24 protein-coding genes are annotated in these 22,958 nt (G+C 68.6%); 8 read left to right on the forward strand and 16 right to left on the reverse strand.

Annotated elements, in window-relative coordinates; all coding sequences use genetic code 11:
• The first annotated feature begins 306 nt into the window (after positions 1-306).
• Positions 307-657, forward strand: a complete 351-nt coding sequence (locus ACTIF2_RS22935) for a hypothetical protein (protein ID WP_439499443.1) — start codon at positions 307-309, stop codon at positions 655-657.
• A 233-nt stretch (positions 658-890) separates the two neighbouring features.
• Here ACTIF2_RS22935 and ACTIF2_RS22940 read toward each other — a convergent pair whose 3' ends face one another.
• A complete protein-coding gene (locus ACTIF2_RS22940) occupies positions 891-1,154 on the reverse strand; it encodes a hypothetical protein (RefSeq protein ID WP_439499444.1) in 264 nt (87 codons plus the stop codon).
• Between the two features lie 168 nt (positions 1,155-1,322).
• Here ACTIF2_RS22940 and ACTIF2_RS22945 point away from each other — a divergent pair, with 168 nt between their 5' ends.
• The gene (locus tag ACTIF2_RS22945) at positions 1,323-1,586 is read left to right on the forward strand and encodes a hypothetical protein (RefSeq protein ID WP_439499445.1); all 264 of its coding nucleotides are present in this window, start codon (positions 1,323-1,325) and stop codon (positions 1,584-1,586) included.
• 116 nt (positions 1,587-1,702) lie between these two features.
• Complete coding sequence (locus ACTIF2_RS22950; RefSeq protein WP_439499446.1) at positions 1,703-2,818, forward strand: helix-turn-helix transcriptional regulator; 1,116 nt, start codon at positions 1,703-1,705, stop codon at positions 2,816-2,818.
• A 30-nt stretch (positions 2,819-2,848) separates the two neighbouring features.
• Here the strand turns inward: ACTIF2_RS22950 and ACTIF2_RS22955 are convergent, their stop codons facing one another.
• Positions 2,849-3,358 (reverse strand): hypothetical protein, encoded by a 510-nt coding sequence (locus ACTIF2_RS22955; RefSeq protein ID WP_439499447.1) that lies wholly within the window; start codon positions 3,356-3,358, stop codon positions 2,849-2,851.
• A 123-nt stretch (positions 3,359-3,481) separates the two neighbouring features.
• Positions 3,482-4,108: a transferase hexapeptide repeat family protein gene (locus tag ACTIF2_RS22960; protein ID WP_439499507.1), complete on the reverse strand. Its 627-nt coding sequence runs from the start codon at positions 4,106-4,108 to the stop codon at positions 3,482-3,484.
• A 13-nt stretch (positions 4,109-4,121) separates the two neighbouring features.
• Here ACTIF2_RS22960 and phnN point away from each other — a divergent pair, with 13 nt between their 5' ends.
• Positions 4,122-4,727, forward strand: a complete 606-nt coding sequence (gene phnN / locus ACTIF2_RS22965) for a phosphonate metabolism protein/1,5-bisphosphokinase (PRPP-forming) PhnN (protein WP_439499448.1) — start codon at positions 4,122-4,124, stop codon at positions 4,725-4,727.
• Between the two features lie 160 nt (positions 4,728-4,887).
• On the opposite strand, the gene ACTIF2_RS22970 is transcribed toward phnN, so the two are convergent.
• The 8 genes from ACTIF2_RS22970 to phnG are packed head-to-tail and all read right to left on the reverse strand — an operon-like array spanning position 4,888 to position 11,497.
• Positions 4,888-5,592, reverse strand: coding sequence for a DUF1045 domain-containing protein (locus tag ACTIF2_RS22970; RefSeq protein WP_439499449.1), 705 nt, complete (start codon positions 5,590-5,592; stop codon positions 4,888-4,890).
• Complete coding sequence (locus tag ACTIF2_RS22975; protein WP_439499450.1) at positions 5,589-6,728, reverse strand: alpha-D-ribose 1-methylphosphonate 5-triphosphate diphosphatase; 1,140 nt, start codon at positions 6,726-6,728, stop codon at positions 5,589-5,591. Before ACTIF2_RS22975 ends, ACTIF2_RS22970 begins: the two co-directional genes overlap by 4 nt.
• The gene (gene phnL / locus ACTIF2_RS22980; RefSeq protein ID WP_439499451.1) at positions 6,728-7,426 is read right to left on the reverse strand and encodes a phosphonate C-P lyase system protein PhnL; all 699 of its coding nucleotides are present in this window, start codon (positions 7,424-7,426) and stop codon (positions 6,728-6,730) included. The genes ACTIF2_RS22975 and phnL overlap by 1 nt, the downstream gene beginning before the upstream one ends.
• A 59-nt stretch (positions 7,427-7,485) precedes the next feature.
• On the reverse strand, positions 7,486-8,259 hold the full coding sequence (gene phnK, locus ACTIF2_RS22985; RefSeq protein WP_439499508.1) for a phosphonate C-P lyase system protein PhnK: 774 nt from the start codon (positions 8,257-8,259) through the stop codon (positions 7,486-7,488).
• Between the two features lie 29 nt (positions 8,260-8,288).
• Entirely contained in the window at positions 8,289-9,239 is a 951-nt protein-coding gene (locus ACTIF2_RS22990; protein ID WP_439499452.1) for an alpha-D-ribose 1-methylphosphonate 5-phosphate C-P-lyase PhnJ, read from the reverse strand.
• Positions 9,236-10,423, reverse strand: coding sequence for a carbon-phosphorus lyase complex subunit (locus tag ACTIF2_RS22995; RefSeq protein WP_439499453.1), 1,188 nt, complete (start codon positions 10,421-10,423; stop codon positions 9,236-9,238). The genes ACTIF2_RS22990 and ACTIF2_RS22995 overlap by 4 nt, the downstream gene beginning before the upstream one ends.
• A gap of 22 nt (positions 10,424-10,445) precedes the next feature.
• Entirely contained in the window at positions 10,446-11,048 is a 603-nt protein-coding gene (phnH, locus tag ACTIF2_RS23000) for a phosphonate C-P lyase system protein PhnH (protein ID WP_439499454.1), read from the reverse strand.
• Positions 11,048-11,497 carry a phosphonate C-P lyase system protein PhnG gene (gene phnG, locus ACTIF2_RS23005; protein WP_439499455.1) on the reverse strand — a complete coding sequence of 150 codons (450 nt, stop codon included), beginning with the start codon at positions 11,495-11,497 and terminating at the stop codon, positions 11,048-11,050. The genes phnH and phnG overlap by 1 nt, the downstream gene beginning before the upstream one ends.
• An 89-nt stretch (positions 11,498-11,586) precedes the next feature.
• Between phnG and phnF the strand changes: the two genes are divergently transcribed.
• Entirely contained in the window at positions 11,587-12,336 is a 750-nt protein-coding gene (gene phnF / locus ACTIF2_RS23010) for a phosphonate metabolism transcriptional regulator PhnF (protein WP_439499456.1), read from the forward strand.
• 105 nt (positions 12,337-12,441) lie between these two features.
• Here the strand turns inward: phnF and phnE (ACTIF2_RS23015) are convergent, their stop codons facing one another.
• The 4 genes from phnE (ACTIF2_RS23015) to phnC form a co-directional block, all read right to left on the reverse strand.
• Positions 12,442-13,296, reverse strand: coding sequence for a phosphonate ABC transporter, permease protein PhnE (gene phnE / locus ACTIF2_RS23015; protein ID WP_439499457.1), 855 nt, complete (start codon positions 13,294-13,296; stop codon positions 12,442-12,444).
• On the reverse strand, positions 13,293-14,174 hold the full coding sequence (phnE, locus tag ACTIF2_RS23020) for a phosphonate ABC transporter, permease protein PhnE (protein ID WP_439499458.1): 882 nt from the start codon (positions 14,172-14,174) through the stop codon (positions 13,293-13,295). Before phnE (ACTIF2_RS23020) ends, phnE (ACTIF2_RS23015) begins: the two co-directional genes overlap by 4 nt.
• Before the next feature lie 145 nt (positions 14,175-14,319).
• Complete coding sequence (gene phnD, locus ACTIF2_RS23025; RefSeq protein ID WP_439499459.1) at positions 14,320-15,237, reverse strand: phosphonate ABC transporter substrate-binding protein; 918 nt, start codon at positions 15,235-15,237, stop codon at positions 14,320-14,322.
• 71 nt (positions 15,238-15,308) lie between these two features.
• Complete coding sequence (gene phnC / locus ACTIF2_RS23030; RefSeq protein WP_439499460.1) at positions 15,309-16,127, reverse strand: phosphonate ABC transporter ATP-binding protein; 819 nt, start codon at positions 16,125-16,127, stop codon at positions 15,309-15,311.
• 313 nt (positions 16,128-16,440) lie between these two features.
• On the opposite strand from phnC, the gene ACTIF2_RS23035 reads away from it, so the two are divergent.
• From ACTIF2_RS23035 to ACTIF2_RS23045, 3 genes are read left to right on the forward strand one after another with little or no spacing between them, the layout of a single operon-like run.
• Positions 16,441-17,268 (forward strand): ImuA family protein, encoded by an 828-nt coding sequence (locus tag ACTIF2_RS23035; RefSeq protein WP_439499461.1) that lies wholly within the window; start codon positions 16,441-16,443, stop codon positions 17,266-17,268.
• Between the two features lie 16 nt (positions 17,269-17,284).
• Positions 17,285-18,760, forward strand: a complete 1,476-nt coding sequence (locus ACTIF2_RS23040) for a Y-family DNA polymerase (protein WP_439499462.1) — start codon at positions 17,285-17,287, stop codon at positions 18,758-18,760.
• Positions 18,757-22,071 (forward strand): error-prone DNA polymerase, encoded by a 3,315-nt coding sequence (locus ACTIF2_RS23045; protein ID WP_439499463.1) that lies wholly within the window; start codon positions 18,757-18,759, stop codon positions 22,069-22,071. The genes ACTIF2_RS23040 and ACTIF2_RS23045 overlap by 4 nt, the downstream gene beginning before the upstream one ends.
• 157 nt (positions 22,072-22,228) lie before the next feature.
• On the opposite strand, the gene ACTIF2_RS23050 is transcribed toward ACTIF2_RS23045, so the two are convergent.
• On the reverse strand, positions 22,229-22,948 hold the full coding sequence (locus tag ACTIF2_RS23050) for a TetR/AcrR family transcriptional regulator (protein WP_439499464.1): 720 nt from the start codon (positions 22,946-22,948) through the stop codon (positions 22,229-22,231).
• Positions 22,949-22,958 lie beyond the last annotated feature (10 nt).

Below are 22,958 nucleotides of genomic sequence, written 5' to 3' on the forward strand. Positions count from 1 at the left end.
TGGCGGAGCGCCACGGGGCGTGCGGATGGTGGCTCAATCCATCCGCGCCGCGTCCTGGCTCAATGGACGCGGACCGATACCCACGCGCCTCGCGGCGCTCCGCTGCCCCTCACTTGTGACAACGCCCGCGTGCAGGCACGCGGGCGGGGACGACGCTTGGCGCGATCCCTTCTCCCCTCGGGGGAGAAGGTGGCAGCGCGAAGCGCTGACGGATGAGGGAAGGACGGCTCACCCAGTCACGCCACCCTCATCCCCTACCGGACCTTCTCCCCCGAGGGGAGAAGGAGGCAAACTGGAGGACCCCCCATGCCCCGTAATCCCGACCATAGAGGCGCGACCCGCGAGGAGTTCGAGCGCTATCAGCGCGAGCGGCCGATCATGCTGCGCCGGTTCGCGACGATCCTGCAGGTCTGGCGCTGGTGCGATCGCAAGGAGTGCCGGCGGGCCAAGGCCTGCACCGGGCCGGCGGATTTCGCCTGCACCACCCATTTCATACAGGACATCCTCAGCGAGGAGGAGCGGGCGACCTTCCACGAATGGATGAAGCTGCGCCTCTCCGGCCTCGGCGTCGAGGAGGCCTGGGCGGAGGCCACGCGGCGGATCACCCGGCACAAGGCGCAGATGGATGCGATCGACGAGATGCGGCCGGGCGGCTAGGGCGTGCTGATCTTACGCGAAACCAGTTCGTCATTCCGGGGCGGCCCGCAGGGGCGAGCCCGGAACCCAGAACCGCCGACTCTGGCAAACAATGCGCGCGCGTTGCGCTCCATGCGATGCTCGGCAGCGGTTCTGGGTTCCGGGCTCATTGCTGCGCAATGCCCCGGAATGACGCCGCGATCCTGTCCAAAGACAGCGGGCTCCAGCGCGGCGAGCGCGGTCGGCGGCTCCCCTCAATCCCCCATCACCGTCATTTCCGCGTCCATCGCCTTCATCCTCGGGTTGGCGGCGCAGAAGGATTTCAGCCTGGCCTCGGCCTGGGCGGCCTCCCGGTTCGGGGCGGTCCTCGGCTTGTGAGCGCCGGAGGCGGGGCTCCTGAGATAGGCGGCGTAGGTCATCTCCGGGTCGGTGATCGCCGCCGAGGCCGGGGAGGCGGCCTGAAGGCTGGCGAGCAGCAGGGCGAGGGCGGCGACGAGCGCGCGGGAGGGCAGGGGCATGGTGGTCGTCCTGAACGGGGCGCGAGGGGGCGGCCCGCTCCTGCACCGCGCCGCGGCCGCGCGCAACGGCGATGCCGGTGGATCGGCCTTGCAGACAGGGCATTGCCGGCGGGGATTTTGGCGCGAGCCGTGATAGGAGGGCTGAAATCGACCCAAACGGAGACCGTCATGGCGAAGAAGACCCCCGAGCAGCTCGCCCGCGAATTCGAGGGCCGCAAGGCCAAGGGGCTGGCCAAGGGCGGCGCGGCGCTCTGGCCCAATCTCCTGTCGAACGCGGTGCTGAAGCTGGTGGCGGGCGGCAGCGAGGTCACCGTCGCGGCGCTGATCGCCCGCATCGAGGCCGAGGCCGCGACGCAGGACATCGCGCTGAAGGCGGCCGCCGAGGAGGCCGTCGCCCGGCTGCGTCAGGCGGTGGCGAAAGGGGCGGAGTAGGGATACCTGCCGCTGCGGCATTCCAAGCGGCGGCGACATATGGTTAACATGTCCCTCCGATCCGCCCGGAGCGATGACCGAGCCCGCCATGCGACGCCCAGATCACGAGGCCGCGCTTGGACACTGATTTCCTGGCCCGCGCCGAGACGATGTTCCTCGATGCGGCGACGGAGCCCGATGCCTGGGTCGCGGCGCTCGACATGCTGGCGAAAGGCTCCGGCGCGCGCGGGGCGGCGCTGCTGACGGTCGAGGGGCGCGGGCCCTTCATCCTGCCGACACAGGAGATGGGCGAGCTCGCCGAGCGTTACGTCAAGGAGGGCTGGTACCAGCAGGATTTCCGCTATGCCGGCATCCCGCTGATGAAGCAGCGCGGCATCTTCGTCGACCAGGACATCGTGACGCCCGAGGCGATGGGGCGCATGCCTTACTACGCCGAGCTGCTGCAGCCGATGGGCTTTGGCTGGTTCGCCGGGCTGAAGGTCGGCTCCGAGGACGACCTCTGGTGCCTGACCCTGCAGCGCAGCATGACGACGGGGCCGTTCCTGGCCGAGGAGCAGGAGCGGCTGAACCGGATCGGCGCCATCGCCTCGCGCGCCGCGGCGCTGGCGCGGCGGCTCGACTATATGCGGCTCGACGGCGCGATGGAGGCGGCCGAGGCGCTGTCGGGCGCCTGCCTGTTCATCGACCGCTTCGGGCGGGTGGTGAAGCTCAATCGCGGCGCCGAGGCGATGGTCGGGCGCGCCTTCCAGCTCCGGCAGGGCCGCATCCGCTTCGCCCATGCCGCGAGCGAGCCGCTGCAGCGCCATATCGATGCGGCGATCTGGCCGGACCTGACGCCGGACGCCGCCGCGCACCGGCCCGTCATCGTGCCGCAGCCGGGCGCCCTGCCGCTGCTGTTCAGGGCGGTGCGCCTGCGCGGCGGCGCGCTCGGCGCCTTCGCCCCGGCCTATGCGATGCTGCTGGTCAGCGATCTCAACGACCGGGCCGTGCCGGCTGTCGAGCATCTGCAGGCGGCCTTCCAGCTCACGCTATCCGAGGCGCGGCTGGCCAATGCCCTGATGGAGCGCTTCAACTTGGTCGATGTCGCCGCCGCGCTGAACTGCACGCATGAGACGGTGCGCACGCAGATCAAGCTGGTCTTCGCCAAGACCGGCACGCGCAACCAGGCGCAGCTCGTCGATCTGCTCGGGCGGCTCAGGCTCTGGCAAGGGTCGCCGCTGCCCGAACCCTGAGGCCGGGAGCGACGCCGGGACTTGGCGCGATCAGGCGCCCTTCAGCTTGGCGTTGCACTGGCTGTAATAGCCGCCGCCCTTCTGGATCCATTTCAGCTCGCCATTGCCGCCATTGGCCTTGTTGACGTTGTACTGGTCGTTGCAGGTCTTGAAGCGCTGCTTGCCGGCGGTCTCCGAGGCGTATTTCGGGTCGATCCTGCTCGGGAAGACGACATTGCCGGCGCGGGCCGGCGCGGTCGCCGGGGCAGTGGCGGTGGTGCGGGCCGGGGCCGCGGGCGCCGCGGTCGCAGGCTTGGGCTGAGCGGCCGGGGCGGCTGCCGCGGCCGGGGCCGGGGTCGCGCCCTCGCCGCACTGGGCCTTGCGGAAGTCGTTCCAGGACTGGCCGCCGAGCGAGTTCGCGGTCTTGGCGGCGTTATATTTCGTGCTGCATTCCTGCATCGTCAGCGCCTGGGCCGGCGTCGTGACGGGGAGGAGGAAACCGCCGGCGAGCGCGAAGACGCTGGCGGCGAGAGCAAGCTTTGTCTTGGTCATGGTGGTCATCTCCTACGGGATGGAGCCCGCTGGTAGAGCCGCGCGCCGGACGGGTCATTCCGCCCGGTTCGCGCATCCGGGGCGAAGGTTATCGCCGTGGACATGAACCGTCGATGACGGAAATTGGTTCCGTCACGCCGCCTGTTCGTGGCGCTCCAGGAAAGCCTCGACCGGGAGGGTGCGGAAGTCGTCCAGGGCCGCGCGCAAGGCCGCATGCTCCCAGTCCCACCAGGCGAGCGCGATCAGCCGCTCGGAGATATCCTCCGGGAAGCGCCGGCGGATCGGCCTGGCCGGGTTGCCGGCGACGATGGTGTAGGCCGGCACGTCCTTGGTGACGACGGCGCCGCCCGCGATCACCGCGCCGGTGCCGATCGAGCGGCCGGGCAGGATGATCGCACCATGGCCGATCCAGACGTCATGGCCGATGGTGACCGGCGTCGAGCGGCGCCAGGCGAAGAACTCGGCATCGTCCTGCGCATCCTCGAAATAGGCGCTGGCGCGGTAGGTGAAATGCGACTGGCTGGCGCGCTGCATCGGGTGGTTGCCCGGGTTGATCCGGGTCATCGCCGCGATCGAGCAGAACTTGCCGATTGTCGTGTAAATGACATTCGAGTCGTTCACGACATAGGAATAGTCGCCCATGCTCGACTCGACGAAGGATGTGCGCGCGCCGATCTCGGTGTAGCGTCCGAGCGTGGCCTGTCGCACATGCGCGGTCGGGTCGATCAGGGGTTCAGGTCCGAGTTTCTTGCCCGCCAAAGTTTTGCCCGCCATGTCGTTATCCTCACAGATTGAAATCGAAGCGCCGGGCGAGACGCGAGGCGCGCTCGTGCTCGTGGTGGGGCCGTCCGGAGCCGGAAAAGACACGTTGATGGATGCGGCCCGCGCCGCGCTCGCCGGCGACGGGCGCTTCGCCTTCGCACGCCGCCTGATCACGCGTGCCGCGATGGCCGGCGCCGAGGACCATGACAGTTGCGACGAGGCCGCTTTCGACGCGGCGAAGGCGCGCGGCGAACTGGCGCTGAGCTGGCGCGCGCATGGGCTCTGTTACGGCATTCCGGCGGCGGCCTTGATCGGCATCGCCGGCGGCCAGGTGGTGATCGCCAATATCTCGCGCGGCACGATCCCGGAGGCCGAGCGGCTGGTCGGGCGTGCGGTGGTGGTCAACATCACCGCGCCGAACGCGGTGCTCGCCAGGCGGCTGGCGGCGCGCGGGCGCGAGAGCGAGGCGGATATCGCGGCCCGTCTCGCCCGCGAGGCGCCGCTGGCGACGGAGCGCGCCGCGCTGGTCTCGATCCAGAACGATCGCAGCGTGGCCGAGGCGGCGGGCGAATTCATCGCGCTGCTGACCGGCCTGAGCCCGCTCGAGCGGAGCTGAGCCGTCGTCCTTGCGCCGGGCCGCAGGTCGCGCGCTGACCGTCATTGCGAGCGCAGCGAAGCAATCCAGAGGGTCTCGCGCAGTCTCTCTGGATTGCTTCGTCGCTTCGCTCCTCGCAATGACGGTGAGGGCTGAAGACGAACGGGGCCGCATCTCTGCTTCAAGCCAGCGGGAAACTGTCGAGCAGGCGGAAGTGGCTGTCGCGGCTCTCCTGCCGGAACAGCGCGATGCGGTCGATCGCGACCGGCCCAGCCGGTCCGGCTGGTACTGCCTGCGCATAGGCATCGGCCAGCGCGTTGCGGGTGGATGGGCCGTGTTCGATCGGCAGCGAACCGGTCAGGGTCATGTGGAAGCGGAAGGCGTCGCCGACATAGGGATAGCCATAGGCTTCGAGATAGGCGCGCTGCGCCGGCGTCAGCGGGTGCTTGAGGCGACGCGCCATGTCGGCCTCGGAGAGCGGCGCGCGGAAGGGCTCGAAGGCCTGGACGAGGGCGAAGGCGAAGCGCTGCAGCGCCGGGCTTTCGGTCGACGGCGTCAGCGCCACGAAGGAGCCCAGCGCCGTGACCGAGAGCCCGGTGAGCTCGACACGCTCGAGCCCGGCGGCGTAGTTATGGGTGAAGGCGCGGAGCTGGCCCTCGCTGCGGCCGGTCGCCAGCTCGAAGGGGGCCTTCAGCGTGGCGTGGAACCCGTAGCGGCGCGGTTCCTCGGTGAGGTCAGGCCAGCGATCGGTATCGCAGCCGGGCGGAACCAGCGCAGGCACCTCCGCGCCGGTGACGGCGTCATAGCCCAGCACGGCGCTGCCGAAGCGCCAGAGCGCGCTGTCGGCGGCGGGAGTGTAATAGATGGCGTAGCGCGGCGTGCTCAAAATGCGCGCTCGCCCTTCGACCAGACGGCATTGACCACCGGCGTCGCGCCGAGCGTCCTGAAGCGGATCAGGTCGGCGCGCAGGCCCGGCTTGAGATGGCCGCGATCCTTCAGGCCGAGGATGTCGGCGACCTTCCAGGTCACCATGCCCATGGCCTCGGGCAGGGCGACGCCATGGGCGGCGTTGAGCTTGAGCACGGCCTGCAGCAGGCTCGCCGGGACATAGTCGGAGGAGAGCCCATCGAGCAGGCCCTTCTCGGCAAGCTCGGAGACCGAGACGCCGCCGGAATGCGAGCCGCCGCGCACCACGTTCGGCGCGCCGGCGATGGTGGCGAGGCCGCGCTGCTTGGCGGCTGCCGCCGCCTCGATCGTAGTCGGGAATTCCGAGATCACGGCGCCGGACGCGATGCCGGCCTCGACATGGTCGATCGTGGTGTCGTCATGGGTCGCGATCGGGATGCCGCGCGTCCGGAACATCTCGACCACGGCGCTCCAGTTGCGCGGCACATTGGCCTGGCCCTCCGACTGGCGGACGGCGACGTCCTCCTCGAACTCGGACTCGGTCTTGCCGTTGCCCATGGCGTAGGTCTTGAGATGCTGGATGTCGCGCCACTGGCGCTGGCCGGGCGTGTGATCCATCAGCGAGACGAGCTGGACGAGATCGTCGTCCTGGTAGGGCTCGATATCGCGCATCAGGTCCGGGCTGGTCAGCTCGCAGCGCATGTGGATGCGGTGGTCGATGCGGAAGACGCCTTCGCGGCGGCCCTCGCGCAGCGCCTTCATCACGTCGGCGAAGATGTCCTTGCGGTAGTCCTTGGCCGAGAAGGGCGTGCCGGCACAGACGGCGTCATAGACGGTGGTGACGCCGGCGGCGGCCATCTGGGCGTCATGGACCAGCGCTGCAGCGAGCCCGTTCGGCCAGAAGACCTTGGGCCGCGGCATGAAGTGCTTTTCCATGTTGTCGGTATGCATCTCGACGAGGCCCGGCGCGACATGGTCGCCGCCGACATCGATCGCGCCGGGAAGCTGCGAGCGGCCCTGGTCGAGCGCGGTGATGCCGGTCTCGTCGAAGGCGATGGTGCCGGTGACGACCTCGTTCTCCAGGATCAGCCGGGCATTGGTGAGGACGGTCTGCATCAGGCGGCCTTCCGGAAAGCGGTGATGTCGAGATAGCGGGTGGCGACGGCCTCGCGCACCGCCTCGTCATGGAAGATCCCGACGATGGCAGAGCCGTTTGCGCGCGCTTCGGCGATCAGGTCAACCACGACGTCGCGATTGGCGGCGTCGAGCGAGGCGGTCGGCTCGTCGATCAGCAGGATCGGCGCCGGATCGACGAAGGACCGGGCGATGTTGACGCGCTGCTGCTCGCCGCCGGAAAAGGTGGCGGGCGCGAGATGCCAGAGCCGCTCCGGCAGGTTGAGCCTGGCCAGGATCGCGCTGGCGCGCTCGCTCGCCTCATCGGCCGAGACGCCCCGCGCCAGCAGCGGGTCGCGCACGATGTCGAGCGCCGTGACGCGCGGGATCACGCGCAGGAACTGCGAGACGAAGCCCAGCGTGCGCCGGCGGATGTCGAGCACCGTGCGCGGCACGGCCGCGACGATGTCGATGGCGCGCCCGGCATGGGTGATGCGGATATGGCCGGAGGTCGGCCGGTAATTGCCGTAGAGGATGCGCAGCAGGCTCGACTTGCCGGCGCCGGAAGCGCCCGCCAGGACGAGCGCCTCGCCGGCTTCGACGCTGAAATTGACATTGTCGAAGACGGGCAGCCGGACACCGCCCTGATTGTGCAGGGTGAAGGTCTTGGCGACGTTCTCGACGTGAATCATCGTGGTCATGGTGTCAGTGCCTTGCCGGCTCGGGGTGACGCGAGTGTGACGGGGGAACTGTCGGTCTCTCACACACTGAGCACCGCCGAGGTGAGCAGTTGCGTATAGGCGTGGTGCGGGTCGTCCAGGACCTGGTCGGTCAGGCCCTGCTCGACGACGCGGCCGTCCTTCATCACCATCAGCCGGTCGGTGAGCAGGCGCGCGACGGCGAGATCATGCGTGACGATGATCGCGGCGAGGCCGAGATCGCGGACCAGCACGCGCAGCAGATCGAGCAGGCGCGCCTGGACCGAGACGTCGAGGCCGCCGGTCGGCTCGTCCATGAAGACGAGCTTCGGCTCCGAGACCAGCACGCGGGCGATCTGCAGGCGCTGCTGCATGCCGCCGGAGAACTGGCGCGGGCGGTCGTCGATGCGCTCCCTGGCGATCTCGACGCGGGTCAGCCAGTCGAGCGCGCGCTCGCGGATCTTGCCGTAATGCCGGTCGCCGCGGTCCATCAGGCGCTCGCCGACATTGCCGCCGGCCGAGACGTCCATGCGCAGGCCGTCGCGCGGGTTCTGGTGGACGATGCCCCAGGCCGTGCGCATCAGGCGGCGGCGCTCCTGCTCGGCGACCGAATAGATGTCGAGCGGCTGGCCCGAACCGCGGAACAGCACCTCGCCCTCGTCGGGCTGGTCGATGCCGGCGAGGCAGCGCAGCAGGGTCGACTTGCCCGAGCCGGATTCGCCGACGATGCCGAGCACCTCGCCCGGCCAGAGATCGAAGGAGACCTCGGTGCAGCCGATGCGCTCGCCATAGAAGCGGCTGACGCCGGCGACGGAGAGCAGCGGATCCGGATCGATCCCGAGGCTTTGCGGGGAGACATGCTGGGTCATGACTTCGAAACCTCGTCCTTGGCAGCCTGCTTGTCGTCGACGAGATGGAGGGCGGATGCATCGGCCAGCATGGCGCCGCGATGGCCCTCAGTGCGCCGGGTCTCGCAATGGTGGCTATCGGAGCAGACGAACATGCGCCCGCCCTGGTCGTCGGTGACGACTTCGTCGAGATAGGAATCCGTCGCGCCGCAGAGCCCGCAGGGCTCGCTCCAGCTCTGGATGCGGAAGGGATGGTCCTCGAAATCGAGGCTGCGCACGCTGGTATGGGGCGGCACCGCATAGATGCGCTTCTCGCGGCCGGCGCCGAAGAGCTGGAGGGCCGGCGACATGTGCATCTTCGGATTGTCGAATTTCGGGATGGGCGAGGGCGCCATGACGTAGCGGCCGTTGACATCGACCGGATAGTCATAGGTCGTCGTCACCTCGCCGAAGCGGGCGATGTTCTCGTAGAGCTTGACCTGCATCAGCCCGTATTCGGCCCAGGCGTGCATCTTGCGCGTCTCGGCCTCGCGCGGTTCGAGCTTCCGCAGCGGCTCGGGCTGCGGCACCTGGTAGACCATGACCTGCCCGGCCCTGAGCGGAGCCTCGGGGATGCGGTGGCGGGTCTGGATGATGGTGGCCTCGTGCGTCGCCTCAGTGGTCGTGGCGTCGGCGGTGCGCTCGAAGAAGCGGCGGATCGAAACGGCGTTGGTGGTGTCGTCGGCGCCCTGGTCGATGACCTTGAGCACATCCTCGGGGCCGATGATCGCGGCGGTGATCTGGATGCCGCCGGTGCCCCAGCCTCGGGCCAGCGGCATCTCGCGCGAGCCGAACGGCACCTGATAGCCCGGCACCGCGACCGCCTTGAGCAGGGCGCGGCGGATCATCCGCTTGGTCTGCTCGTCGAGATAAGCATAGTTGTAAGCCGGCTTTGCGTCGTCGCCGGGGAACGTCTGGTGCAGGGTCATTCCGCGGCCTCCGGCAGCTCTTCGTTCTGTTCGCGGGCCAGGCGCTGCTCCCGCTCCTTGCGGATGCGGCGGATCAGTTCGAGCTCGCCCTGGAAATCGACATAATGCGGCAGCTTGAGATGCTCGACGAAGCCGGCCGCCTCGACATTGTCGGAGTGGTAGAGCACGAACTCGTCCTGCTGCGCCGGATAGGTGACGGCCTCGCCGAATTCGCGGGCCTTCAGGGCGCGGTCGACCAGCGACATCGACATCGCCTTGCGCTCGCTATGGCCGAAGGAGAGGCCGTAGCCGCGGGTGAATTGCGGCGGCACATCCTTCGAGCCGGCGAACTGGTTGACCATCTGGCATTCGGTCAGGGTGATCTCGCCGAGATCGACCGCGAAGCCGAGCTCCTCGGGCACGAACTCGACCGAGACCTCGCCGACGCGGACCTCGCCGACGAAGGGATGGGTGTTGCCGTAGCCGCGCTGCACGGAATAGCCGAGGCCGAGCATGAAGCCCTCGTCGCCGCGCGCCATCGCCTGGAGCCGGACGTCGCGGTCGGCCGGAAAGGAGACCGGCTCGCGGGTGAGGTCGAAGGGGCGCGGATCGCCCTGCGGCGGGCTTTCCTCTTCCATCAGCCCTTCGGCGCCAAGGATGTCGGGCACGCGCGGCATGGTGGCGTCGAGCGGCTTCACGTCATGCCCGGGCTTGATCCGGGCATCTCCTGCCGCGTTCGCGATGGCGGCGCCTTCTTGTCCCGAGATGGTCGGGTCAAGCCCGACCATGACCTCAGGGGTATCCATCAGCGCGAAATCGAACAGCCTATGCGTGTAGTCATAGGTCGGGCCGAGCACCTGGCCGCCCGGCAGGTCCTTGTAGGTCGCCGAGACGCGGCGGCGGATCGCCATCCTTGCCGTATCGACCGGTTCGGAGGAGCCGAAGCGCGGCAGGGTGGTGCGATAGGCGCGCATCAGGAAGGCGGCCTCGATCGCGTCGCCCTGCGCCTGTTTCAGCGCCAGCGCCGCGAGATCGGGGTCGTAGAGCGAGCCTTCGTTCATGACGCGGGAACAGGCGAGCCCCATCTGCTCGCGGATCTGCGCGACGGACAGTTCCGGCACGGCCTCGTTGCCGCGCCGCGCCTCGGCGACGAGGTCGTGCGTAGCGAGGATGGCGGCCTCGCCGCCCTTGACCGCGACATACATTAGTTGGTTCCCCGGATTTGCATCAGCGGGCCTCCCGGATCTGCGTCGAGCGCGGCAGGCCGATGACGGCCTCGCCATGGCTGAGGATGAGGTCGATACCGAGCGGGTAGAGCGCGGCATTGGCCGCGATCTCGGCCCAGAAGCCGGGGCGCAGGCCCTGCGGCGTGATCTCGCGGTGACCCGCGATGCCGGGGCCGGTCAGGGTGAGCGCAGCGCCGCCGTCGAGGCCGGCGCATTGCACGATCACCGTGGTCGAGCGGTCGGGGAACTGGTCGCTGCCGGGGCTGAAGGCGGAAAGCGCCGGGGCGTCCGCGGTGCCGGCCAGTACGGCGAAGGCGGCGTCCGCCGGGCTGTCGACCAGCGCCGCGCCGCAATGGAAGCGCAGCCAGGCGCCGGCCGGGCCGTTACGCAGGTCAGTCGGCAGCCAGATCGGCGTCTCGTAATCGGCCAGCGTCAGCAGGGCGATGGCGGTCGCGGGCTCGAGCCCGGCGGGGGCGACGAAGCCGGCCGCGACCTCCCGGACGAGGCCAGGTTCCGACAGGGCCGCGAGCAGGCCGCGAAAGGCCGCCTGCGACTGGAAGACCGGGTCGGCGAAGCCGGCCCCGATGAGCGTATCGTTCCGCATCACGCGCCCCTGACCAGAGTGAAGAAATCGACCTTGGTGGCGGCGGCTTTCCGCGAGGCGAGTTCGCGCGCCGCCTGCTGGCGTGAAGCGAGCGCGGCGACGCCGTTGCGCAGCGGCCCGGCTTCGCCCTGCAAAAGCCCGTCGATCACGGCGGCGAGGCGCGCCTTGCGGCCGTCACGGCCGAGCGCATAGGAAAAGCCCATGGTGCCGTCCTCGAGACGCACGACACAGCGCGTCACGGTGGCCTCGCCGAGATTGAAGCGGCGGCCGGCGCCGCCGGCGCGGCCCTCGACCATCACGGTCCCGGTCTCGGGCGCCTTGAGCACGTCGTGCTCCGGCAAGGCCGCAAGGCTGCCGGCCAGGCTCTCGATCTCGGCGCGCGAAGCCCGGGCCAGGGTCGCCAGCCATTGCTGTCGTGGGCTTGGCTGTTTTGGTGTCGAGCCGCTCATCACATCATCGCTCTCTGGTCAGCATCTAATGTCTAGACTATATTAGGCTGGTCACGGCGAAAGGTCTATACATTTTGGATGAAACTTTGATGACGCGGACCCAGGCAGCCACGCAGGCCGGCGAAGCCGCCACGGCATGGCGGCGCATCGCCGACGAGATCGAGGCGGCGATCGGGCGTGGCGACTATGAGGAGGGGGCGACATTGCCCTCCTCGCTGGCGCTGGCGGAGCGTTACGGAGTGCATCGGCACACGGTGCGCCAGGCCTTCCGGCATCTCGCCGAGCGCGGGCTGGTCAGCGTCTCGCGCGGGCGCGGCACGCAGGTGACGACGCCGCGCTTCCCCTACCGCATCGGCCGGCGCGTCAGCATGCGCGCCAATTTCGGCAAGCTCGGCGTCGTCGGATCAAGCGAGACGCTGTCGACGGCGCAGATCGTGGGGGATGGCGAGACCTGCGAGGCGCTCGGCCTGCAGGAAGGCGCGGCGCTGTGGCGGGTCGAGGGCCTGAGCCGCGGTGATGGTACGCCGATGGGGACGGGCATCCATTGGCTCTCGGTCGCCAGGTTTCCCGGCTTCGACACGGCGTTCCGCGCAGCCGGCGCTTCGATGACGGCGGCGTTCAAGGCCTATGGCATTGACGATTACGTGCGCCTCTCGACGCGGCTCACGGCGCGGCTGGCGAGCGAGCGCGAGGCTGACTTGCTGCGGATCGAGCCGGGGGCGGCGGTGATGGTCTCGCTGGCGATCGATGCCTTGCCCGACCTGACGCCGATCCATCTGGTCAGCAGCGTCTTCGCCGGCGAGCGCATGGAGATGGTGGTGGAGCCCTTCGCGGAGTGAGGGAACGGCCTGGCGTCTTGGCCGGGCTTGACCCGGCCATCTCTCGGGAGGCTCTCGCTGGTCATGAGATGCTCGGGTCAAGCCCGAGCATGACGAGCTTGCCTCTCACACCGCCCGCTTGCCGATGATGGCGAAGCGCAGCTTGCTCGACAGGAAATCGATCGCGGTGACGGCGGCCAGCACCAGCAGGATCAGGAAGGAGACCTGCTGCCATTCCAGCGTGCGGATGGTCTCGGCGAGATAGAGCCCGATGCCGCCGGCGCCGACGATGCCGATGATGGTCGAGGAACGGGTGTTCGATTCGATGTAGTACAGCACCTGGCTGGCGATGACCGGCAGCACCTGCGGGATCAGGCCGAAGCGGATCTCGTGGAACTTGCCGCCGCCCGAGGAGGTGACGCCCTCGACCGGCTTGCGGTCGGCGGCTTCGATCGCCTCCGAATAGAGCTTGCCGAAAGCGCCGAGATCGCTGGTCATGATCGCCAGCATGCCGGCGAAGGGGCCAAGCCCCACGACATTGACCCAGATCAGCGCCCAGATCAGCGCATCGACGCCGCGCACCGTGTCGAGCGAGCGCCGCGCGAAGAAATGCACGACGCGGTTGGCGACGACGTTCCTGGCGGCAATGAAACCGAGCGGAAAGGCGAGGATCGCCGCGAGGATCGTGCCAAGGAAGGCGATTGCAATCGTCTCGAACAGCGCCTTGACGAAGATCAGGGCGCGGGCGGCGGAGCCGGGATCGGGCGGCAGCATCAGCACCACGAAGGTGCCGAGATTGCCGAGGCCTGTGATGATCTTCCAGAACGAGACCTCGAGCGTCGTCAGCCCGTAGAGGAAGAGGCCCAGAAGCCCGGCGATGACGGCGATGGTGATGAGGCGCGTCTTCAGCGAGCCGTCGATGGCGGCCTGGTGGCGGGCGACGAGATCGGCGCGCTCGGTGGCGGACAAGGCGAGGCTCATGGGCGCTGCTCCAGGCTGAGCAGGGCATGGCGCAGGCGCTCGGTGCCGTAATCGATCAGCATGACGGTGACGATGATCAGCAGCAGGATGGCGCTGACATCGGTGAAATAGAACTTGCGGATGGCTTCGATCAGGTCCTGGCCGATGCCGCCGGCGCCGACGAAGCCCATGATCGAGGCGCCGCGGACATTGATCTCGAAGCGCAGCAGCGCATAGCTGGCAAAATTGGAGAGCACCTGGGGCACGACGGCGAAGCGCACCATCTGCCACCAGCCGGCGCCGACGGCCGTCATGCCGTCGACCGGCTTCATGTCGATGTTCTCGACAACTTCCGAGAAGAGCTTGCCCATCGCGCCCATGGTGTGGATGGCGATGGCGAGCACGCCGGGCAGCGGGCCGAGCCCGAAGGCGATGACGAAGATCAGCGCGAAGACGATCTCGGGAACGGTGCGGCAGAATTCGAGGAAGCGGCGGGTGCCCCAGCGCAGCCAACTCGACTTGCCCAGGTTCGCGGCCGCGACGAAGCAGAGCAGGAAGCCGCCGATGGCGCCGAGCACGGTGCCGATATAAGCGATCAGCAGGGTCTGCCAGAGCAATTTCAGCCAGCCGTTCAGGCCCCAGTACCATTCCTTGAGATCGGCACCGAGCGAGCCGAGGCGCAAGGTCGGCAGGGTCTCGAGGATGTATTTCGGGAAGCGCCAGGCGTTCTGCGCGAATTTCGCGGGATCGACCTCTGAGCCGATCGCGGCGAGGACGACGCAGGCGATGAAGATCGCGGCGCCGAGCAAGGTGCGCAGCCGCTTCGCGCCCATCTCGCGCCGATAGAGATCGGCATGGGCGCGAATGGCGGGGTCGTTGCGGTCTATGGCGAGGGTCATGGGAATGGCGCTTGCGTGAAGTCACCGGATCGGCGGCGGCCGATCCGGGACAAGGGCGTCATTCTCGGGCGGAGCGAAGCGCAGACCCGAGAATCTCGATCAGGAGATGCTCGGGTCAAGCCCGAGCATGACGGCTGTCAGAAGCTTACGACGACTTCTTCTTGCGCAGGGCGTCGACGAACTTGTTCAGCTCGATGATCGGGTCATAGGCGGCGTTGTCGACGGCGACGAGCGGGCCCTGCTTGCCTTCATAGATCTTGTCGAAGGCAACCTTGTCCTTGGTGGCGAGGTTGAGGACGGCGTCGCGGATCTTGGCCTTGAGCTCGTCCGGTAGGTCGGTGAGATAGGCCATCGGCGAGTTCACGATCTGCTCGGACTTGTAGATGATCCGGAAATCCTCGGCCTTGACCATGTTCTTGCGGGCCATGCGCAGCAGGTTCGATTCCTGCTCGTCGTTCCACCAGTTGGCGGCGATGTCGACGGTGCCCTGGCCGAGCGCGATCACCGCGTTCTCGTGGCTGCCGGTATAGACGACCTTGCCGAAGAAGGTCTCGGGCTCGATCTTCATGCCGTCGAGCACGAAGCGCGGCACGTTGTTGCCGGAGGTCGAGTTCGGATCGACCAGGCCGAGATTCTTGCCCTTCAGGTCCTCGACCTTCTGGTAGGGCGAATCCTTCTTCACATAGAAGACCGAGTGATAGCCCTTGGTGCCGTCGAGATTGGTCTCGATGGCGAAGGCGTCGACCTTGGCGCCGGTCATGCGGGCGCGGGCGAAGGAGGCCGGGCCGTACATGCCGATATGGATGTTGCCGGCGCGCTGGCCCTCGATGATCGCGGCATAGTCATTGGCGATGCGCAGGGTGACCTTGGTGCCGAGTTCCTTCGCCAGATAATTGACGAAGGGGGTGTAGCGCTCGACGACGCCCGACGCGTTCTCGGACGGGATGATGGCGAAGATCAGCTCGGGATATTTGGCCTTCCAGTCCTGCGCGAAGGCGGGCGTGGCGAGCGCGGCGGCGAGGCCGGCGGCGGCGAGCGTGAGGGTATGACGACGGGTCAGCATGGTGGCTCCTGTTGGTCTCTGCTGATTGTTGCTTGCAGGCGTATGCGTTCCCGCCCCGGCGTCCTGCCGGTTCAGGCGACGTTCTGTCTGGCGCGCTTGGACTCGGCGAGGGCGATGGCGTCGAGCGCATCGAGCGCCTCGGCGCCGGCGTCCTTGGCCTCGATGCCGTAGAGCTCGGCCGCGACCTCGCGGGTGAGCGCCTGCGGCACGTCGTCGAAGACGACCTTGCCGCCGGTCATCCCGATCAGCCGGTCGCAATATTTCGCCGCGATATCGAGATCGTGCAGGTTGCAGATCACGGTGATCCCGTCTTCGCGATTGATGCGGAACAGCGCATCCATCACGACCTGGGTGTTGCGCGGATCGAGCGAGGCGATCGGCTCGTCGGCGAGGATCACTTTCGGCTCCTGCACCAGGGCGCGGGCGATGGCGACGCGCTGCTGCTGGCCGCCCGAGAGCGTCTCGGCGCGCTGGGCCAAGAGATGGCCCATATCGAGGCGCTCGAGCGCGGCGATGGCGCGGATCTTGTCGTCCTGCGAGAAATTCTTGACCAGCGTCAGGACGGCCGAGCGGTGGTTGAGCCGGCCGAGCAGGACATTGGTCAGCACGTCGAGGCGGCCGACCAGGTTGAACTGCTGGAAGATCATCGCGGTGTCGCGGCGCCAGGCGCGGAGATCGGCGCCCTTCAGCGCGGTGACGTCGCGCTCCTCGCAGACGATGCGGCCGTCGCTCGGTTCGGCCAGGCGATTGAGCATGCGCAGCAGGGTCGACTTGCCGGCGCCGGAGCGGCCGATGACGCCGACCATCTCGCCCTTCGGGATCGACAGCGAGACATTGTCCACGGCGGCCTTGCCGCTGAAGCGCTTGGTCAGGCCTTCGATACGCAGCATGAATGTCTTTCCATCACGGAGCGGGCATGGTGATGCCCGGACATCGCAGAGCGCCGTCCGGAGCTGTGGCTCTCTTGCTGGGCCAAACCGGTATCGGCGCCAGATGACAGGGCCGTGACAGCAGTGTCGCCGGCTGTGGACGGGCCTGCCCCGTCATTGCGAGGAGCGTGAGCTCCGAAGCAATCCAGGCCGTCGCGCGAGCCCTCCTGGATTGCTTCGCTGTGCTCGCAATGACGCGGAAGCGGAGGCTGTTGACTCGTTTCGGCAAGCGGAGTCATAAAGAACAAAATAGGAACATTTGGAGTGCCAAGACGTGAGCGATCATGCCATCGCCGCGCTGCGGCGGAGCATTGCCGGACTGGACAGCGCCGCTTCGTCGCTTGGCGGGGAGGCAAGCTTCAGCCTCGGCCACGCGGCGGCCGATGCGGCGCTGGGCCCGCTGCGCCGTCACGCCCTGCACGAGGTCGTGGCGGCTTCGCATCAGAGCCCGGCCGCGACCGGATTCGTCGCCGGGCTGGTCGCCCGGCTCGGGCGCCGGCCGCTCGTCTGGCTGCGGCAGGATTCCGCCGGGGCCGAGGGCGGGGAACTCCATGCGCCGGGGCTGGCCGCGTTCGGGCTCGATCCCGGCCGGGTGCTGTCGGTGCGAGGGCGCGATGCGCTTTCGGTGCTGAAGGCGGCCGGCGACGCCTTTCCGCGCGGCAACGACCGCCGCTCGGGCATCGGCGCGGTGGTGATCGAGATCGCGGGCCAGCCGTCCTGCCTCGACCTCACCGCCAGCCGGCGGCTGGTCCTGGCGGCGCGGGAGGCCGGAGCGACGGCTTTCCTGCTGCGGCTGGGGAGCGGTTTCGCGCCGAGCGCGGCGACGATCCGCTGGGCGGTTTCGGCGGCGCCCTCGGCGGGGCGGATGCGGGCGCATGGGCCGGGCCGGCCGAGCTTTTCGGTCAGCGTCCTGCGCAACCGGCACGGGGCGACGGGGCAGTGGGTGATGGAGTGGGATCCTCATGCGTATAGTTTCATCGAGCCGCTTCCTGTCGCTCTGGTTCCCGCGCCTGCCCGTCGATCGGATCAGGCGGCGCCAGGACGCATCCGCTCCGGGAACGTCGCCGAGGCCTGGCCCGCAGCAAGGCGGGCAAGCGGATGATGCTGGTCCTCTTGTTGTGGTGGGCAAGGAGAAGGGCGCGTTCCGGCTGACCTCTCTCGATGGGCAGGCCGAGCGCCTCGGCCTGCATGCGAGCATGGCGCTGACCGATGCGCGGGCGATGATCCCGCATCTCGTCGTGATCGAGGAAGAGCCCGCCGCCGACGCCGCGCTGCTTTGCGCCATCGCCGACTGGTGCGACCGCTATACGCCGCTGGTCGCGCTCGACGGCGAGGACGGCCTGCTGCTCGACATCTCCGGCTGCGCCCATCTCTTCGGCGGCGAGGCCGCGCTCGGCCGCGATTGCCTGACCCGGCTGAAGCGCCAGGGTTTTACGCTGCGCGCCGCGATCGCCGGAACCCCGCGGGCTGCCTGGGGCGTGGCGCGCTACGGGGCGGGCGGCATCGTGTCCCCGGGCGAGGAGACTGAGGCCCTGCGGCCCTTGCCCGTCGCCGCGCTCGGGATCGAGGCGGCGCGCCAGCACGGGCTCGCGCGCATGGGCCTCACCCATGTCGTCGATATCGAGACGCGACCGCGCGCGCCGCTGGCCGTCCGTTTCGGCCGCGACCTGCTCGACCGGCTCGACCAGGCGCTCGGCCGATTGCCGGAGGCGCTGACGCCGCGCCGGCCGCTGCCGGATTGCATGGCTGAGCGGCGCTTCGCCGAGCCCCTGGCGCATGAGGCCGGCATCCGGCTGGCCCTGCAAGGGCTGGAAGCCAGCCTGTCCGAGATGCTGGAAGCGCGCGGCGAGGGCGCGAAACTGTTCGAGGCGAGCTTCTTCCGCAGTGACGGCGCGGTGCGCCGCCTCGGCATCGAGGCCGGCATGCCCTTGCGCGATCCGAAGGTGATCGACCGGCTCTTCTCCCTCAAGCTCGAAGCGCTGGCCGACCCGCTCGACCCCGGCTTCGGCTTCGACCTGATCCGGCTCTCGGCCGGCGCGACGGAGCGGCTGGCGCTCGACCAGAGGGCCCTTGCGACCGGGGCCGGGGACGAGGTTCCGGACGAGGCGCTGGCCGAACGGGCGCTGGCGGAGGTGGCCGATGCGCTGGCGGCCCGGCTCGGGCCCGGCCGGGTGCGGCGCTTCCTGTCGCAGGACACGCATGTCCCCGAGCGCGCGGCGCTGGCGGTTCCCGCGCTACGCCATGGCGAGATGGCCCGGCTCGGATTGTCGCCGCCCTGGCCCGGGCCGAGCGCCGTGCCGGAGCGGCCGCTGCGCCTGCTGGCGCGACCCGAGCCGATCGAGGTCATCGCCGAGATCCCGGACGGGCCGCCGACGCGCTTCCGCTGGCGGCGCGCGGTCCATGACGTGGCCAAGGCGGAGGGGCCGGAGCGGATCGCCGCCGAATGGTGGGCGACGACCGGCAGCCTCGCCCCGACGCGCGACTATTTCCGGGTCGAGCAGCCGGACGGGCGGCGCTTCTGGCTCTATCGCGACGGGCTCTATGGCGGCGGGATCGCGCATCCGCCCTGGTTCATGCACGGGCTGTTCGCATGAGCGCGGTCAACGACAACCGGTCGGTGGCGTCGCTGCCGGAGCCGCAGGTTCCGCGCTATGCCGAGCTCGCCGTGACCTCGAATTTCTCCTTCCTGCGCGGCGCGTCGAGCCCCGAGGAACTGGTCGCGCAGGCGGCAGAGCTCGGCCTTGCCGGGATCGGCATCGCCGACCGCAATTCGCTGGCCGGGGTGGTGCGCGCCCATGCCGCGATGCGTGAGCAGGGCATCACCGGGACGGGGCTGAGATTCGTGGTCGGCACCCGGCTCGTCTTCACTGATGCCACGCCGGACCTGCTCGCCTATCCGCAGGACAAACCCGCCTATGGCCGGCTCTGCCGGCTGCTGACCCGAGGCAAGATGAAGGTCGAGAAGAAGGGCGAATGCATCCTCACGCTGGAGGACCTGCGCGAATTCGCGGAAGGGCTGCTGCTGATCCTGCTGCCGGAACGGCGGCCGGATGCGGAGGTCGTGGCGGCGCTCGCCCGCCTCGCGGAATTCGCGCACGGCCGGCTCTGGCTCGGCATCGACATGCCGCATCGCGGCGACGACCGGCGGCGTGCGGACCGGCTCGCCGATTTGGCGGGCAGGGCGGGCGTGCTCTGCCTCGCCATCAACGACGTGCTCTATCATCTGCCGGAGCGCCGGGTGCTGCAGGATGTCGTCACCTGCATCCGCGAGCATGTCCCGGTCGAGCGGGCCGGGCGCATGCTGGAGGCCCATGCCGAGCGCCATCTCAAGCCGGCCGAGGAGATGGCGCGGCTGTTCCGGCACGCGCCGGAGATGGTGGCCGAGACGACCCGCTTCCTCACGCGCTGCCGCTTCTCGCTCGACGAGTTCCGCTACGAATATCCCGACGAGCCGGTGCCGCCGGGCAGCACGCCGCAGGGGCATCTCGGCCATCTCACCTGGGAGGGCGCCTGGCGGCGCTATCCCGGCGGCATCCCGCGCAAGGTGCAGGATTTGATCCGCAAGGAGCTCGCGATGATCGCGCGGCTCGGCTATGCGCGCTATTTCCTGACGGTCCACGACATCGTGCGCTTCGCCCGCGCGCAGGAGCCGCCGATCCTGTGCCAGGGGCGCGGCTCGGCCGCGAATTCTGCGGTCTGCTACTGTCTCTGGGTCACGTCGGTCGATCCGCTGGAAAGCGACCTGCTCTTCGCCCGCTTCCTCTCCGAGGAGCGCAAGGAGCCGCCCGACATCGATGTCGATTTCGAGCACGAGCGGCGCGAGGAGGTGATGCAGTACATCTATAAGCGCTACACCCGCGACCGGGCCGGCATCTGCGCCACCGTGATCTGCTATCGGCCGCGCAGCGCCATCCGCGAGGTCGGCAAGGCGCTGGGACTGAGCGAGGATATCACTGCCGCGCTCGCCAACACGGTCTGGGGCAGCTGGGGCGACGGCCTGCCCGAGAACCATGTCCGGCAGGCGGGGCTCGACCCGGCCAACCCGATGATCGCGCGGGCGGTCGCGCTGGCGACGCAGCTGATCGGCTTCCCGCGCCATCTCTCGCAGCATGTCGGCGGCTTCGTGCTGACGCGCGGCCGGCTCGACGACTGCGTGCCGATCGGCTGGGGCGGGATGAAGGACCGCAGCTTCATCGAATGGGACAAGGACGACATCGACGCGCTCGGCATGATGAAGGTCGACGTGCTGGCGCTCGGCATGCTGACCTGCATCAGGAAAGCCTTCGACCTGATCGCGCTCCATGGCGGGAAACGCGAGGAGCTGGCGACGATCGAGCAGGGCGACCAGGAAGTTTACGACATGCTCTGCGAGGCCAAGGCGATCGGCGTCTTCCAGGTCGAGAGCCGGGCGCAGATGAACATGCTGCCGCGGCTGAGGCCGCGAAAGCTCTACGATCTGGTCATCGAGGTCGCGATCGTCCGGCCGGGCCCGATCCAGGGCGACATGGTCCATCCCTATCTGCGGCGGCGGAATGGCGAGCCGGTGGAATATCCGTCGCCTTCTCCCGAGCATGGTGACAAGGACGAGCTCAAGAAGGTGCTCGAAAAGACGCTCGGCATTCCGCTCTTCCAGGAACAGGCGATGAGCATCGCCATGAAGGCGGCGAAATTCACCGATGACGAGGCCAATGGCCTGCGCCGCGCCATGGCGACCTTCCGCAATGTCGGCACGATCCACACCTTCGAGGAGAAGATGGTCGGGCGCATGGTGGCGCGCGGTTATGATCCCGCTTTCGCCAAATCATGCTTCAACCAGATCAAGGGTTTTGGCGAATACGGCTTCCCGGAGAGCCATGCCGCCTCCTTCGCGCTGCTGGTCTATGCCTCGGCCTGGCTGAAATGCCACCACCCGGCCGCCTTCAACGCCGCCCTGCTGAATTCTCAGCCGATGGGGTTCTATGCGCCGGCGCAGATCATCCGCTCGGCGCAGGAGGCCGGGGTCGAGATCAGGCCCGCCGACATCAATCTCAGCGACCATGACAACACTCTGGAGCGGCGCGCGGACGGCGCGCTCGCGATCAGGCTCGGCCTGCGCCAGATCGAGGGCCTGTCCGAGGCGCTGGGCGAAAAGCTGATGCTGAAGCGCGAGCAGGATTACGAGAGCGTCGAGGCCCTGGCCCAGCGCGCCAAGCTGCCGACGCGGGCACTGGTCGCGCTCGCCGATGCCGACGCCTTCGGCTCGCTCGGTCTGTCGCGGCGCGAGGCGCTATGGGCGGTGCGCCGGCTGCCGGACGACGCGGCTCTGCCGCTGTTCGAGGCGAATGGCGATCCAGAGCTCGGCGAGGAGCCGCAGGCCCGGCTGCCGCTGATGCGCGAGTCCGAGCAGGTCGTGGCCGATTACCAGCATCTGCGCCTGTCGCTGAAGGGTCATCCGATGCAGTTCCTGCGAACGCTCTTCCGCGGCGAGGGGGCGGCGAGCGCCACCGAGTTCGCCCGGCTGGCCGACGGCGCGCATTGCCGCTTCGCCGGCATCATCACGGTGCGCCAGCGGCCCGGCAGCGCCAAGGGCGTGATGTTCATGACGATCGAGGACGAGACCGGCGTCGTCAACGCGGTGGTCTGGCCCAAGACCTTCGAGCGCTACCGGCGCGAGGCGATGGGCGCGCGGCTCGTGCTGGTCTCGGGGCGCATCCAGCGCAGCGCGGAAGGCATCGCCCATCTCGTCGCGAACCGGATCGCGGATCGCACGGGCGAACTGGCGCAGCTGTCCGGCGGGCTGCTGCAGCGGACGCTGGCGCGGGCGGACGAGGTCGGCAAGCCTTCGCCGGAAGGGCGCCTTCCGGCGCATAAGCAGGCCCATCCGCGCAATGTCAGGGTGCTGCCGCGCTCGCGGGATTTCCATTAGGGCCGGCTGTTTCAGATTGGAACGCCAGCGTCATTCCGGAACGTCTGGCACTGGGCCGCTACCGTCATTGCGAGGAGGCTTCAGCCGACGAAGCAATCCAGCGGGATGGAGTGCGCCGGCCTGGATTCGTCGCTTCGCTCACAATGACGGCTTGTCTTCAAACCCCGTTCAGCAGCCTGTCGACGCAGGAGCGGACATAGGCTTTTCGCTCGGTGGCGGAGAGGGCGGCGACGCCGAGCAGGGCACGGACCTGATGGAAGCCGCGCAGCATGCCGACGAATTGCTCCGCCATGGTCCGCGCCTCGTCCGGGGTGATCTCGCTGGCGAGGCCATCACCGGATCGTGAACGCTGCAGGAGCAGCTCCGAAAGATCCGTGATCATGCCATGGGCGCCGGCTTCGTAGGCCGCCTTGCCCAGTTCCGGAAAGCGCACGGCGGCGCTCATGATGAGGCGGTGCAGGTCCAGCGTCGCCGGATGGAGCATCATGGCGAGCGCGTCGTCGCCGAGACGGGTCAGGACGGTCCTGAGATCGCCGCCCTTCTCCGGAGGGCTGCGCAGCGGAATCGTCAGTTTCTCGGTCAGTTCGGCGCAGATCGCCTTGAACAGCGATTCCTTGTCGGCGAAATGGCTGTATATGGTCTGCTTCGAGACGCCGGCCCTGTGCGCGATCTGGTCCACGCTGGCCCGGTCGAAGCCTTCGGCCAGGAAGGTCTCGGCCGCGGCCCTGGCGATGGCGGAGTGCTTGTCGGGCCGCGCGCGTTCAGTTGGCGCTGCATTTGCAAGGGCAGGGGCGGGGGTAGGCTGATCGAGGCCTGTCGACATCGTCACAATACCACACTTACGGTTTTGTAATTTGAACTGGACCGTCCAGTCCAATATATAGTGA

The sequence above is a fragment of the Allobosea sp. genome (genome assembly GCF_051860145.1).
Classification (GTDB): domain Bacteria; phylum Pseudomonadota; class Alphaproteobacteria; order Rhizobiales; family Beijerinckiaceae; genus Allobosea.